This window comes from Mesorhizobium sp. USDA 4132 (assembly GCF_056279545.1).
The window spans coordinates 3,863,764-3,877,957 of record NZ_JBWCCP010000001.1 but is presented as its reverse complement, the minus strand read 5'-3'; the positions used below and the strand labels follow the sequence as shown (position 1 = coordinate 3,877,957).

Annotated in this window: 12 protein-coding genes; 7 read left to right on the top strand and 5 right to left on the bottom strand. The window is 59.3% G+C overall.

The genetic code is table 11. From position 1 onward, the window contains the following. The first annotated feature begins 97 nt into the window (after window positions 1-97). The gene (locus ACZ9IU_RS19475; protein ID WP_038546039.1) at window positions 98-1,303 is read left to right on the top strand and encodes a glycosyltransferase; all 1,206 of its coding nucleotides are present in this window, start codon (window positions 98-100) and stop codon (window positions 1,301-1,303) included. A gap of 24 nt (window positions 1,304-1,327) precedes the next feature. Here the strand turns inward: ACZ9IU_RS19475 and ACZ9IU_RS19470 are convergent, their stop codons facing one another. The 4 genes from ACZ9IU_RS19470 to ACZ9IU_RS19455 form a co-directional block, all read right to left on the bottom strand. Beyond that, window positions 1,328-2,317, bottom strand: a complete 990-nt coding sequence (locus ACZ9IU_RS19470; RefSeq protein WP_051899840.1) for a glycosyltransferase family 2 protein — start codon at window positions 2,315-2,317, stop codon at window positions 1,328-1,330. Further along, on the bottom strand, window positions 2,317-3,108 hold the full coding sequence (locus ACZ9IU_RS19465) for a P-loop NTPase family protein (RefSeq protein ID WP_157885178.1): 792 nt from the start codon (window positions 3,106-3,108) through the stop codon (window positions 2,317-2,319). The genes ACZ9IU_RS19470 and ACZ9IU_RS19465 overlap by 1 nt, the downstream gene beginning before the upstream one ends. A gap of 67 nt (window positions 3,109-3,175) precedes the next feature. Next, window positions 3,176-4,507 carry a GumC domain-containing protein gene (locus ACZ9IU_RS19460; RefSeq protein WP_498957637.1) on the bottom strand — a complete coding sequence of 444 codons (1,332 nt, stop codon included), beginning with the start codon at window positions 4,505-4,507 and terminating at the stop codon, window positions 3,176-3,178. A 210-nt stretch (window positions 4,508-4,717) separates the two neighbouring features. Beyond that, window positions 4,718-5,968 carry a polysaccharide biosynthesis/export family protein gene (locus tag ACZ9IU_RS19455; protein WP_080719223.1) on the bottom strand — a complete coding sequence of 417 codons (1,251 nt, stop codon included), beginning with the start codon at window positions 5,966-5,968 and terminating at the stop codon, window positions 4,718-4,720. A gap of 335 nt (window positions 5,969-6,303) precedes the next feature. Between ACZ9IU_RS19455 and epsE the strand changes: the two genes are divergently transcribed. The 6 genes from epsE to ACZ9IU_RS19425 all read left to right on the top strand — a co-directional run bounded on the left by epsE (window position 6,304) and on the right by ACZ9IU_RS19425 (window position 12,493). Next, entirely contained in the window at window positions 6,304-7,545 is a 1,242-nt protein-coding gene (epsE, locus tag ACZ9IU_RS19450; RefSeq protein WP_038546027.1) for an exopolysaccharide biosynthesis GT4 family glycosyltransferase EpsE, read from the top strand. Between the two features lie 143 nt (window positions 7,546-7,688). Beyond that, window positions 7,689-8,735: a glycosyltransferase family 61 protein gene (locus ACZ9IU_RS19445; RefSeq protein ID WP_038546024.1), complete on the top strand. Its 1,047-nt coding sequence runs from the start codon at window positions 7,689-7,691 to the stop codon at window positions 8,733-8,735. After that, a complete protein-coding gene (locus tag ACZ9IU_RS19440) occupies window positions 8,732-9,361 on the top strand; it encodes a serine O-acetyltransferase (protein ID WP_080719222.1) in 630 nt (209 codons plus the stop codon). Before ACZ9IU_RS19445 ends, ACZ9IU_RS19440 begins: the two co-directional genes overlap by 4 nt. A gap of 26 nt (window positions 9,362-9,387) precedes the next feature. Then, window positions 9,388-11,025: an AMP-binding protein gene (locus ACZ9IU_RS19435; protein ID WP_038546022.1), complete on the top strand. Its 1,638-nt coding sequence runs from the start codon at window positions 9,388-9,390 to the stop codon at window positions 11,023-11,025. Then, window positions 11,022-11,255, top strand: a complete 234-nt coding sequence (locus ACZ9IU_RS19430; protein WP_038546019.1) for a phosphopantetheine-binding protein — start codon at window positions 11,022-11,024, stop codon at window positions 11,253-11,255. The genes ACZ9IU_RS19435 and ACZ9IU_RS19430 overlap by 4 nt, the downstream gene beginning before the upstream one ends. Next, window positions 11,255-12,493, top strand: coding sequence for a type III PLP-dependent enzyme (locus tag ACZ9IU_RS19425; protein ID WP_038546016.1), 1,239 nt, complete (start codon window positions 11,255-11,257; stop codon window positions 12,491-12,493). The genes ACZ9IU_RS19430 and ACZ9IU_RS19425 overlap by 1 nt, the downstream gene beginning before the upstream one ends. A 22-nt stretch (window positions 12,494-12,515) precedes the next feature. Here ACZ9IU_RS19425 and ACZ9IU_RS19420 read toward each other — a convergent pair whose 3' ends face one another. Beyond that, complete coding sequence (locus ACZ9IU_RS19420; protein ID WP_038546013.1) at window positions 12,516-13,955, bottom strand: exopolysaccharide biosynthesis polyprenyl glycosylphosphotransferase; 1,440 nt, start codon at window positions 13,953-13,955, stop codon at window positions 12,516-12,518. Window positions 13,956-14,194 lie beyond the last annotated feature (239 nt).

The following is a 14,194-nucleotide window of genomic DNA, read 5'->3' as shown; positions in this document are numbered from 1 at the left end:
TAAGCTCTTTGTTGCACTGAGCCCGCGAAACCCTTTTTGATATACCTGATCCAGGGGAATTGCCGGCGATAGGCAAACATGAAGGGGCGCTTGTGGAATGCGGATTGCGTATTTCACCAACCAATATCCGGCGCCGAGCCACACGTTCATACGGCGCGAAATCGTGGCGCTGGAGGCGAGGGGGCATCGGGTCGAAAGATATGCGATACGCCCCTTTCGCGGCGCATTGAAGGATCCCGAGGATATCGGGGAAGCCCGCCGCACCCGCCATATCCTGCGGACGCCAATGATTAGGGCCTTCGCAAGCGTCGTTCGCCAAGCGCTTGCCCGCCCCGGCCCCTCGTTGAAAGCCTTGGGAATTGCGCTCCGGTTCGCGAGGACGTCCGGAGGGCGTTACCTGCATCACCTGGTCTATTTCTGGGAGGCGATGATCCTGGCCGATTGGTGCCGCAGGGATAAGATCGATCACCTGCATGTGCATTTCGGCACCAACCCCGCGACGGTCGCGACATTGGCGCATGAGATCGGCGGCATGAAGTTCAGTTTCACGGTGCACGGGCCGGAGGAGTTCGACCGGCCTGAGACCCTGGGGCTTGGCGACAAGATCCGGGCATCGTCGTTTGTGGTCGCCGTCAGCTCCTACGGCCGCAGCCAGCTGCTGCGCTGGGCCGACCTTGGAGACTGGCGGAAGATCGAGGTGGTCCATTGCGGCATCGACCAGCGCTATCTGAGCGACGATGTGGAGCTAAACCGCTCCGATCCGCGTCTTGTCTGCGTCGCGCGGCTCTCCGAGCAAAAAGGCCATCTCCTTCTGCTTCAGGCGGCGGCCAACCTGCGGGCCGAGGGGACGCATTTCGAACTCGTTCTTGTCGGCGATGGCCCGTTGCGGGCCGAAATCGGACGCGAGATCGAACGGCTCGGACTCGGCGACACAGTCGTACTGATGGGCATGATCTCACAGGACGATGTGCGCAACGAAATTCTTCGCGCCAAGGCTCTGGTTCTGCCAAGCTTCGCGGAAGGCCTTCCCGTCGTGCTGATGGAAAGCATGGCGTTGAAGCGCCCGGTGATCTCGACCTATGTCGCCGGCATCCCGGAGCTTGTTCAACCGGACAATGGCTGGCTCGTTCCAGCCGGTGACCTGGAGGCATTGACCGGCGCAATGCGGCAGGCGTTGTTCGCAAGCGATGTCGAGTTGTTCCGCAAGGGGGAGGCGGGGCGGCGGCGGGCGCTCGAACGGCACGACATCAACAAGTCGGCGGCGGCATTGGAAATATTGATGGCCAGACCGGGCATCATTTGAGCCGGATGTTGTTTGTGAAAGCGGTCAGATCCTGCGAAACGGCCCCGAGTGACGGATGAAATCCTGCAGCAGATGCGGTGGCCCGCTGGAGCTTTTGCCTTCGGCGAGAAGCCGGATGCGCCAGGCGATGTGTCCGCAAAGCCAGGCAAGGTCCGAGAGGACCGAGAAAACGGCTCCGTGATGCTTGAGATGGTAACGCCGCCGGGACTCGAACCAGTAGGCTGGTCGCCTGGACGGTTTGACGTGTCGTGTCACGCCCGTCGACTGGCCGACTAGGTGGATGATGCGGCTTTGCGGCACATGCCAGCAGGACCATCCGGCGCGCGCTGCCCGAATGCAGAAATCCACTTCCTCATAATACAGGAAATATCCTTCATCGAGGGTGCCGATCTGATCGAGGACGTCTGTCCTGACCATCAGGCTGGCTCCGGAGACCCAGTCGATCCGGCTGGGCTCCCGCGGCATATCCGGAGCGATGCGCCAGCGCCCGAGCAGGCGGGTAACCGGCCCCAGCTTCGCCTCGCTTTCAAATTCATTGGCAATTGAGGGAAATCGGAAAGCGCAGGCCTGACCTTTCCCGTCCGGATGTTCCAGACGGCTGCCGGCAATGCCGGCGTCGGGCTTGCGGTCCATGAATTCGACCAGGCGCGTAACGCTGCCGGGGCGGGCAATGGTATCGGGATTGAGGAGCAGGACATAGTCTGGTCGACCGAAGTTTGCCATCGCATATTCAATGCCCCGGTTGTTGCCGTAGGCAAAGCCGCCGTTCACTTCCAGCGGAAGGCATACGGCATTCGTCCAGCCGTTCTTCTTTATGGCTGCTGCAATGAGATCGGCCGAGCGATCGCCGGATCCCCCCTCGACGGCAACGATCCGCGTCCCGTCCGGGACCGTGCCGGGGACACTCAAGGATGCAAGGCAATCGATGGTGAGATCGGCGGTCCGATAGTTGACGATGACGACGACCAGTTTCAGCGCCGTGGCGTCGTCCTGCCGGTTAAGTTCGACATCCATCAAAGGCCGTGCCTCTTCGTTTTGTTCAGGACCACCTGCATATTTTTCTCGGGGCCAAGATAGCTCCGGCAGATCTCCAGTTCCGCAAGCTTTGACTTACCGATCGCGAGTACGATCAGGGCGGTGTCCGACATTTCGACAAACGGGATCACCTCATCCGAACTCAACATGGGCGGCAGATCGAAAAGAACGATCGTCGGTCTCAGCATCTGTCGCGCAAGATCGACCTGCGCCGTCATCCGCGCCAGGTCTGCCGGCAGCGGAATTTTGCCCGGCCCCCAGGCCGCGCGCAGCAGATGACAACGGACGCTTCGAATATCCACCGTCGTCAGCCAACCGTGAACCGGATCGTCCGATACCGGACGAGGCGACAGCCCGAGTATATTGCCTATTGCGGGATCCCGGGAGTTCGCATCGACGAGCAAGACATTAGCGCCGGGTACGCGGGCGAAACTGAGCGCCAGATTGATGGCGGTTACGGTGGTGCCGCATCCGATCGTCGGGGCTGTCACCGAAATCACCCGCGTGTCCCGGTCCTTGTGTGCGTTGAGCAACTGGTTTCGCAGGACGTCGTAGGAATGTGCCATCGGACTGTCGCTGTCGAAGGCGATGATGCGATTGGAATACAGAAAGGTGGGGGAGACTGGAGAGATGCCCGGCAGCGGCGGACACTCCTCATGGGAGTGGATAACTGAGCCGTTGAGGTAATTGGTATTCAGCTCAGCAACGCCGGTCCCATCCAGTCTCTCCGCCATTCTTCCCCGAGATGAAATATTCTTGATAACTTCCATGAAATTCCTGCCCTGTCCCATCGATACCATTTTCAACTAGAGGCGGTTCGGCCGTAGTCGAATCACGTCACCCTCCCGCAAGCGGACTTGGGTTCGCAAAAGCGGAATTCCGGAATGCCCTGGCAATACGCCGCTTCGGCTTCCACCTTGGAATGACCACCAGCGTTTCTCCGGCCAGAGCGTCGCCGAGATCGAACGTGCCGCGGATGGTCTGGTCAAACAGATGCGCGCCGTAGATGCCCGCCGCCGCAGCCATGGCCGCTGCAGCACAGGCTCCAGCGATCAATTGGAGTCGCCGTGGTCCCGTAGCGGCTTTGGGAACTTCCGGCTCCTCGACCACCTCGATCTGCTGTGCGGCATCGCCGTCCTCCAGTCGCTCGCCAAGGCGTGCCGCGTCGAGCTTAGTCTGCATCTCGTCCATGTTTCGCTGCAACGACACCTTCTCGGCTTCATTCGCCGCGATCTGTGCTCCAACTTCGGGAGCGTGAGAGACAAGCTCCCGCAGCTTGGCGATGCGTTCCGTAAGGGCGCTCCTTTGGGCGATATTCTGTTGCTGGCGCGGCTTTGCCATCGCGATACGTTCTGCGATCAGCATGAGCTCGGGCGAAAGCGTCTTGATCTCTTCAGGCGTCGGCATATTCCCCGATGTGTCGCGCGGTGCCGGTGCAACTTGAGCCCGCATTTCATCGAGACGCTGCTTCATGGCGCGAATCTGGGGATGCGTGTCCGAATAAATGACCGACTTGACTGCGAAATCACGCTCAAGCTCGACAAGTTGTGTATGAAAACGCGTACTTTCGGTCGTCTGTCCGACGCCCATGCGCAGCTGGGCTTCGTAGATTCCTATCTCTTCGTTCAGCGCAACGGCGGCCCGGTCGAGTGCCGCGAGTTCCACTTCCTTTGCCTGAAGCTCAATCAGCAAGGTTGGGATTCGTGTGGGATGAGATTCCTTGTTTTCCTCGAGATATTTGGTCCAGACGCCCTCCCTATCGCGGAACCGCTGGGTGACGTTGTTGGCCTCCTGCGTCAGGAATTTCGTCGCCTCCGAAGCGCGTGCCATGCGGATGCGTCGGTTTTCTTCGATAATTTGCGAAACGAGGTCCGAAACTACATTCGCGGAAATGACGGGATCGCCGTATTTGAAGCCAATTCTGACCGAGGCGTTACTTGCGACGCGGTCGGCACCCTCGGTCACCGATATCAGCAGAGTGATCTGGTTGCGTATCAAGGCCGCAAAATTGTTCTTGGCCAAGGTATCCGGCATATTTGGAAAGAGACGGTATTTTTCGGCCAGTGCCAGCAGGTTATTGCGCGACAATACCCGTTGCTCGATGAATTGCAGGCGGTCGTTCGATACGGTCGGCGATACGAGCGTCGTTGGTATCTGCTGAAATTCCATCAGCAGCAGCGCCTCGGAATAATAGCTCCGTGGCATCGTGTAGATGAGATAGGCGCCAACCAGAATGGCAATCAGTCCTGGTACGATGGCGTAGAGAGGTTTGGCGAGGGCGATTTCGATATAATAGAGAATATTGCGTCCTAACTCGTTGATCATGCTGTCGCCTCATTGCTTCGCGTACGAGATACATTGGTCATCACGAAGTCTCCGTCATCGAGCTGCCCTCGTTACTTCGGACGAGCGGGTTTCGGCTCGAGCCACCGGCTGACCAGCCCCCGCATCCCCGGTCTTTGTCGGGTCTGTGTAGACGACCCGCAACAGATCGCCCGGCAGGATCGGGGTCATCTCGGTTGCGACGAACTCGCGGGTCTCGCCGTTCGTTGTCCGCACGACGTGATAGCCGAGCTGCCGCCGCTCCCTTTGCTGGCTTGAGGCAGCACTCTCCCCATAAATGGTCATGATCCGCGTGCTGTCGGCCAGCCGCGCTGCGGTTTCTTCCTGCTCGCGCTGGGCTGCGTTGAGTTCGACCAACAATTGGGTCCGCTGTGCCTGTCGAGCGCTATCATAACGGGCGAGCTCCGCCATCTTGGTGCGCTCGGCGACTGCAATTTCAGATGTCAGTCGGCTGATCTGTCCCTCGAGCTCGGCGATCGTGCCTTCCTGGACCATCTGCTGCGAACCTTCGGTCACCCCCTTGGCGACGAGCCCGGTGATGCTCTGGAGGCGGCGTTTGGCCAGGTCGATCCGTTTCGTCATGGTATCGACCTGCTCCTGCATCGCGAGACTGTTTCGCTCCGTGAGTTGGTTTGCCTGTGCCTGGGCTTTTTCCTCCATGGAAAGCGCTTCCATGCGGGCGTTCAACAGCGATTGTTCCTGGGCAAGGGCCGGATCGGCGGCAAGCGCTTCGGTCGTGCCGATGGATTTTTCGCCCCGCAGTTCCGCCTCTAGGCGGACGATGCGGGCCTTCAGTTCCTGCAGGCGTTTTTGGGAGTGTTCGACGTCGCGGCGTACAATCACGGACCGGTCCTGATCGGCGGCCAGTAAAGCCGTGCGGTAAACGCCGCCGGCAACGCTGAGGCCGTGAAGGACAGTCATGTTCGCCCGATACGGGTATGCGCCGGGTGTGGCGACCTCGCCAAGAACGTAGATCAGCTGCGGGTTCTGGGTGTTGGGCCGCAGCATGATCGTCAGATTGGGTTTGTCGTTGAAATAGGTTTTCAACCGATCGAGAAGTTGCGCCTCCAGTTCCGAAAGGGAAAGCCCGGCGCTCTGAATATGGCCTGCAAGCGGGAATGACAGCCATCCGTCCGGAGCAATGACGACCTCGCGGGTGAGCTCTGGCTCCTGGGCAATCCATACCTGAAGCGTATCGCCGGGCTGTAGGCGATAGGCTGTCTGGGCGGCAACGTCCCCAAATGTCAGGCAGAGCAAAAGCCCCGCGAGACTCGTTATCCCACGCATCTGTAGACCCCCGGTGATTGGTAACCCCTTCCCATCCAACTGGGATAAGACGGTTTATACTACGGCCGCGTCGGGCACCTGCAAACAAGGCACAAAGAGGTACGTGTCCAATCCCCGTTCCTAACCCGAACGGATGAGTGCCAAGCGATCCGTCCCCTTTAGGATAAGGCCATCCGCCGCCAAGAAAGCTTGTGAAATGGCGACCTGGCGCTGACCATGATCCTTCTGCATTCAACCGATTAGTGCCTGCGGTTACCGGCCGCGCGTGGTCTGTCATGCGAGTGCCGCAGCCGACAAGGTCGCGTGTCGCGGGAGCGTCGGAACAAGGAGGGGTGATGGGTCGCAGGATAGGTTTCTTCATACCGGAATTTCCGGGTCAGACCCATATATTCCTGTGGCGTGAACACGAGGCCTTGTCCGAGCTCGGTATCGAGGCTCAATTCGTTTCCACGGCGCCTCCTCCGAAGGCGATCGCGTCACATGCCTGGGCCGACGAAGCCCGCAGAGAGACCGACTACCTTCTGCCGCTCGGCTTCCGCGGAGCGCTTGCAGCGATGGCGGAAATTGTTCGCGCCGGTCCGCGTCGGGTCGGCCGGAGTCTTGCCGCCGTTCTCGGTGCGGAAATCAAATCTCCAGTCGGTCGACTGCGCATGCTCGCCATCCTATTGGTTGCCGGCAAGCTTGTGCGGCTCGCGCGTCGTGGAAACTGGTCCCATATTCATGTCCATTCCTGCGCCGACGCGGCGAACGTCGCGGCGCTGGCGTCGCTCTTGTCCGGAATACCCTATAGCCTGACGCTTCATGGCCCGACACTCGAGGGCTATGGTCCCAACCAGCGGCAGAAATGGAAGAATGCCGCCTTTGCGACGGTGATCTCCAAGCGGTTGTTCAACGATATCGATGTCAAGCTAAACGGCTCGAAACCGTCCCGGATCGCGATTGCGCCGATGGGGGTGGATCTGGAGCAGATTCGCAGGAGCCGTCCCTACAACCCTTGGAAACCTGGGGAACCATGCCGGATCTTTACCTGCGGCAGGCTCAATCCGGTGAAAGGACATGACCTCCTGCTTCAAACCGTCGAAATTCTGCGAAGGCGTGACATCGACGTCCGCCTGCAGATTGCCGGCGAAGACGAGCAGGGCGGCAGCGGCTATCGCAGGACATTGGAAGCCCTGATTGCGGAAAAGAAGCTCACCGGCTGTGTCGAACTTCTGGGAGCGGTCTCCGAAACCCGGGTGCGACAAGGGCTGGAGGACGCGCATATCTTCGTGCTCGCCAGTCTGAACGAAGGGATTTCTGTCGCCATCATGGAGGCGATGGCAATGGAGATGCCGGTGATCGTCACCGATGTCGGTGGAAATAGCGAGCTCGTCGACCATGGTGTGGATGCCATGCTGGTTCAAGCGCAGCGTCCGGAGGAGATGGCGATCGCCATTGAAAGAGTATTGCTGAACGATGATCTCTCACGCCGGTTGAGGCAGGCATCGCGGGCCAAGATCGCCGCGAAATTCCACCATCGCATCAGCGCCCAGGCGATTGCTTCACTGCTGGAGCACGAGGAAAATATCGTTATCTGATACTTCGAAATGAGTAGGCCGATAACCCAAAGATCACGGCGAAACCATTGGCCGCTATGCGATTATCCTGCCCAGGGCGGTAGTTTGGGGGCATGGAGCCTCAGCGTTCGAAGCGCCGTCGCGGGCCCCGGGAGGATGGTTGATTGATATCTTTTCCGCCGATCATGCATTCTTTGAGAAGAGCGGCCCGGATCTCTGTTCCGGACATCGAGGCGGTCGCATGCGAACGTTGGACGATCGCTCCGCAAGTCAGACGCTTCATCCACCCTGCCAAATTTCTTCCGCATCATCTCGATCGCATCACGGGTGCGGAATTCGGTTCCGTTGCCGAGATATTGAAGGGCTTCAGGGGAAATTACGAAACCATCCAGGAGGCAACAGTCGGTTACCGGGTCAAGAATATCGACCTGATCGATGGCGTACTCTATGGGCAGAAGTCGTCGAGGAGCCTCAGGCCTCGCAGCCGCCGGCTGCCGGTCTATGTGCCCCCCAAGCAATCGGCCAGTGGGGCACTGTTCGAGAGCTGGGTCGGCAATCGCTGGTTCGGCAACTGGCTTTTGGATGACTGTCTGACTTATTCGCTGGCGGACGAATATCAGACGCCGGTCAGGACGCGGCCGGCCACGTGGGAGCACGAGCCGCAATACGCCCAGAAACTGGGCTTCAAGCCGATCCAGGTCAGCGACGTCCATTTCGACGAAGTGGTCCTTTTCCGGGACAAGGGGCAGAACGCGAGCAAGAGGAAACGGGCCGATCAGCTGCGCGAAAAGCTGCTGGCGTCGGTGCCGCCTTTTCCCGTTCATCCCGGTGTCTTCATCCTGCGGGGAAACGGGGGAAGCAGCCGGAACCTGACAAACGAGGCCGAGATCGCCGAACAGTTCGCATCGAAACTCGGATTCCGGATCCTCGATCCGATGGCGTCGTCGGTTGACAACATTATTCTTGCCTGTGCCGGCGCCCGCATCGTCGCCGGCGTCGAAGGCAGCCATCTGGTGCATGGCCTCACCGTCATGCCGCCGGACGCGACCCTCTTCGTCATCCAGCCCCCGGACCGGGCGGTTTCAGCTCTCAAGATCATCACCGATCGTCAGGGACAGGGCTACGCTCTCGTCATCGGCGAGGGAACCTGCGCAAACTTCAGGGTCGATTGGGATGATATCGACCGCACATTGGAGATGGTGTTCGCATGACCTCACGGCTTCGTTTTCTCCATCCTCAATCGGTTGCGATGCAGGACCACAATAGTACGGCATCTCTGCAGGCGCCTCCCGTCCCGTTCGGCCAGTTGGTGCGCAAGGACTATGACCGTCACGGCGGGACGGTCCTCAATGCCGCCTTCATCGCGCTGTTGGTCTATCGCTTGGGTCGATGGGCGGGTAGCCGCAGAAGCTACGCGGCCAGGCGGTTCTTCCAGAAGATCTACGGTGCGATCAACATGGTCGTTTCAACGCTGACGCGCGTGTGGATCCCGGCCGAAGTGACGCTTGGCGAGGGTTTTCACATCATCCACGTCGAGGGGTCGATCTCGATCCACCCGGCGGTCGTGATCGGAAAACGATGCGGCATCATGCACAATGTCACGATCGGCACGAACATGAGCGCCGGCGCGCCCAGGATCGGCGATGACGTCTTTATCGGCGTAAATTCCACCATTCTTGGCGACATTCGGATCGGCGATCGGGTGCGGATAGGAGCGAATACGGCGGTCTCCACCGATGTCCCGTCGGATTCGATCGTCGTCGGCTCACCGGCCAGGATCTATCCCCGCCTCGGCCCGTTTTTGAGCGAGCACACCAAGGCTGATGCCGGCCCTTGATCCACCCATCGCTGGAGGAGTTTGCCATGAACGCGTTGACCACCAACTTCTATCAGCTTCTGGCTGACAACCTTGATGCAAGGCCGGGCAAGCCGGCGATCATCGACGGTCATCGTGCAGCGAGCTATGCCGCTGTGGTGGCCGAGGTGGATCGGCTGGCGGGCTATCTTCAGAGCCGCAATATCCGGCCGGGCGACCGGGTGATCGTGCACCTGCGCAAGAGCATCGCAGAAGTCACCGCCATGTTCGCCATCGCCAAGGTCGGTGGAGTGATCGTCAACGTCAACACGCAATGGACGGTCGAGCAGCTCGAATATGTCGCCAACGACTGCGGCGCACGCCTGCTGATCGTCGAGGCAAGGGTCGCCGAGGCGCTTGGCGCACGCAAACTACCCGACACGGTCGACAATGTCCTGGTCAAAGGCAAATTGCCGGCCGACACCATATTCGATGTTTGGGATCATCTTCCGGAAGACTTTTCCGGCGACGAAATTGCGCGCCTCGACACAGAACTTGCAATGATCATCTACACATCCGGTTCGACGGGCATGCCGAAGGGCGTGATGCTGACCCATCGTAACATCGTTGCCGGCGCCCGGTCCGTGTCGCGCTATCTGGGCCTCAGGGAGGACGATCGGCTGCTCAGCGTCCTGCCCTACAGCTTCGACTATGGCCTGAACCAGCTGACGACGATGATGCTGATGGGCGGCACGGTTGTTCATCAGGCGGTGCCGATGGCGACTGAAATCGTGCTGGCGATGCAGCGGCATCGGGTGACCGGCGTCGCCGCCGTGCCGCCGCTTTGGAGCCAGATCGTGCGGCTGCTGAAAGACAACCCCGTGGAATTTCCTGCGCTCAGGCGGATCACCAATTCCGGCGGCAAGATTTCGCTCAATATCCTGGAGCAGATACCGCGAGTTTTCCCGGATGCGGATGTCTACCTGATGTACGGGCTGACCGAGGCTTTTCGCTCCACTTATCTTTCGCCGCAAAAATTTACCCGCAAGATGGGCGCGATCGGCCAGGCGATCCCCGGCGCCGAAGTCTATGTCATCAAGCATGGCGAAGGCATTGCCTATCCTGGCGAGCAGGGCGAACTGGTTCACCGCGGCCCGCTTGTGAGCCTTGGATATTGGGGCAAGCCCGAAATAACGGAGCAGAAGATCAGGCCGTGTCCGGAGCTCTGGCACCTGATCGGCGACGAACCGGTCGTCTATAGCGGCGATATCGTCAGGATCGATGCCGATGGCGACCTGTGGTTCATCGGCCGTAACGACGCGATGATCAAGACCAGCGGCTTCCGCGTCAGTCCCGATGAGATCGAGGATCTCGTCTGCCGCAGCGGCGTGGTGGCGGAAGCAGTCGCCTTCGGTGTCGACGACGAGGAACTGGGGCAAACCGTGCATGTGGCGATAACGCCGATCGGCGAGTTCGATGAGGAAGCCTTGCTGCGTTACTGCCGGCGCGCGATGCCGTCCTATATGGTGCCGCGCCAGTTCCATGTGTGGGCGGAAGGAATGCCCCGGACGTCGAGCGGCAAACTGGCGCGACCGGATGTGGTGCGCCTTTCCCGCGAGTGCATGCAAGGCGGGGAAATTGTCCTCAGTGCGCCTCCGCCGGCAGTCCCAGTCAAAGTGACCGAAACGAGGGAGAACTTGCAATGAGCCTTACCCATGGAAAATTGATTGGTTACCTGCGGGAATCCCTGAATATCGCCCATGCGGACAGCGAGAGCGAACTGTTCTCCTCGGGGCTTCTCGATTCCGTCTCGATGGTGAACCTGCTGGCCTTTGTCGAGCAGACGACGGGCCTTGCCATCCGCGCCGAGGACGTGACGCTCGAGAATTTCGATACGCCGTCCCGGATCATCCGTTTTGCCGAAGCCAGCGCCTGATGAACCACTCTTCGGCGCTCGATGTCTGGCTGCAGACTGCGGCGGCATCATTCGGAACCCCCTCCTATGTTTATCTCGCGTCGGCGATCGAAAGCCGGGCAGCGCTCCTGAGGCAAGCTTTCGAGGGGCGTTTTGCGCTGAGCTTTGCCGCGAAGAGCAATCCCAATCCGGCATTGCTTTCCCTGATGAGGGGACAGGCTGAATATCTCGACGTCTCCTCCATCGGCGAGTTCAGGACAGCTCTTGCAGCGGGATGGGAAGCCGCGCGCATCAGTTTCACAGGTCCGGGAAAACGGCAGTTCGAAATCCGGGAGGCGATCGAAGGCGACATTGGCGAACTGATCCTGGAATCGGTGCGCGAGGCTGTACTTGCCAATTCCATCGCCGCCGAACTCGGGCGTATCCAACATGTCCTCGTCCGCATTGCTCCGACCACGGTTCCCAAAGGGTTTGGCGATCAGATGGCCGGGCGGCCTTCGGCCTTCGGCATCGACTGGGAAGATGTTGCGAGAGACATGCCTGAGATCGCAGCCCTGCCCAATCTCAAGATCGTCGGGTTGCACATCTATTCCGGCACGCAATGCCTGAAGCCCGAAGCTATCTGCGAGAACTATCGCAACTTCATCGGCATTTTCCGGGAGGTCTGCGAAGCTTACATTCCGCAGCCGGAAAAACTGGTGTTCGGTTCCGGGCTCGGAATTCCCTATCATGACGGCGATCTGCCGCTCGACCTGACTGCCGTCGCTGCCGGCATCGCGGCGGATCTCGATGGTCTCAAGGCGTTGCCGCAATTTACCGCGACCCGGCTGGTGCTCGAACTTGGGCGCTATCTTGTCGGTGAGGCCGGATATTTTCTGACGCGCGTCATTTCGGTCAAGGAATCACGCGGCGTGCGGATCGGTATCTGCGATGGCGGCATGAACAATCACCTGCCGGCTTCCGGTCATTTCGGAATGGTGATGCATCGGAACTATACGATGCACAAGGTCGGTGGGCAGGGTGAACCGGAAAAAGTCAATCTCGTCGGCCCGCTTTGCACCTCGATCGACCGGCTCGCCGTCGGGGCGATGCTTCCGCGGATCGAAGAGGGTGATCTCATTGCCGTGCATAACAGCGGCGCCTACGGGCTGACGGCCAGCCCAATCCATTTCATCAGCCACGCACCGCCCTGCGAAGTCCTCATCGAGGCCGCCGGGATGCGGGATGTCACCCACATCCCGGTGCTGCCATCGGCTTAAAGCCTTCCGGTCTTGCAGTGAATCAGTAGACCTTGCCGAAATCGCAGATCTCGATTGCGGTGCGGACGATGATCTTCATATCGAGCCAGAACGACCAGTTGTTGATGTACCAGAGGTCGTGGAATATCCGTTCTTCCATCTTCTCGATATTCGGCGTCTCGCCGCGGCAATTGTTGATCTGAGCCCAGCCGGTCAGCCCGGGTTTGACATGCCGCCTGAAGGCATATTTGGCGATCTGTGCATCATAAAGTTCGTCGTGGGCGAGCGCGTGCGGACGGGGGCCGACGATCGACATCTCGCCTCGGAGGACGTTCCAGAGCTGCGGCAACTCATCGATACTCGAAGCGCGGATGATGGCCCCCATCCTCGTGACGCGGGGGTCGTTCCTGGTAGCCTGGCGAATATCAGCAGTATCTTCCATGACGGTCATGCTGCGGAACTTCAAAATTCGGAACGAGCGGCCGCCATATCCTTTGCGGACCTGCCTGAACAGAATCGGACCCCTGGAATCGCATTTGATGGCGATCGCCACGACGAGCAACAGCGGAAACAGCGAGAGGATGGCCAATAGCGAGAAGATGATGTCGAACGCGCGCTTGGTACCGCGTTCGTAGAGGTTCAGCGGCGGCCGCTGCGTCTGGAATGCTGTCATGCCGCCGATCTTGCGGGCCGGAGCGCTGGTAAGCCGGCCGACGACGCCATCGAAGATGACGTTGACCGGCGATGCAGAGCGCCTGAGTTCTCCGAGGTAGAATTCGAGCTTGGAGACGTTCGGGTCCCGCCAGATGATGAATACTTCATCGATATTATCGGTCTCACTCAGCCTCAGTCTCTGCAGGGCGTTCACGGGCAGCAGATTTTCATCCGAGAGGCGGAGGACCTGCACGAGTGTCATACCGCTTGCGGCCGCCTTATGCTGCCAGTGTTCCGCCGAAAACTCCTCATGGCAGATCAGGAGTATCCGTTTCATCTTGAAGGACGCCGCAGCCGCTGCCGACGGCAGATACCAGTGCCAGAACAGGCGGGTACAGATCAGCCCGGACAGAGAGATGACAGCTGTCATCAAGATCGCTCCGCGCGAGAAGGTCGTGCCGATTTTCAAAAAGAAAATGACCGTCAGCAGGAAAGCGAGAGCGCTTGGAATCAGAATGCAGATCAGCCGGATTTGTGGCCGCAGGAGCTGAATGCTCTCCGGGCTGTAGGCCTGGGCGCTGTGCATTGCGAGTACGAAGATCGTTGATAGAACCAGGCCGATCCCGATAAAAAGCGACGGATCGGGCGCAGATCCGAAAACGACATATTGATAGCCCGTGAAGCCGACGCCGGTCGCTCCGAGAAGATAGATGAAGTCGGCCGCGGCAGCCACATAGGCGATAACATGATATTCAGGCCCCCCGCGTTGAGACTTCTGCTCATACGAGATGTAATCATTTCCAATCTTCGGCTCGAATGGTGTGATCATCGTTAAAAAACCCCTACCAGCGATAAGAGTATAGCCGAGGAGAGGGTGGGCACAATGTATCCAGCCTACCTCCTAAGAATGATCTCCCTATTACCTACTTTTGTTGCTGGGCCGATTGAATACAATCTTTCCTCTATAAGGTTGAATCTGCCTTCGAGATTTCCGAGGTAATTTTATTTTGACTTAAGTTAAATGGTATAGATCAATTTTATATTTCGAACGAGAAGGCGGGACTGTCT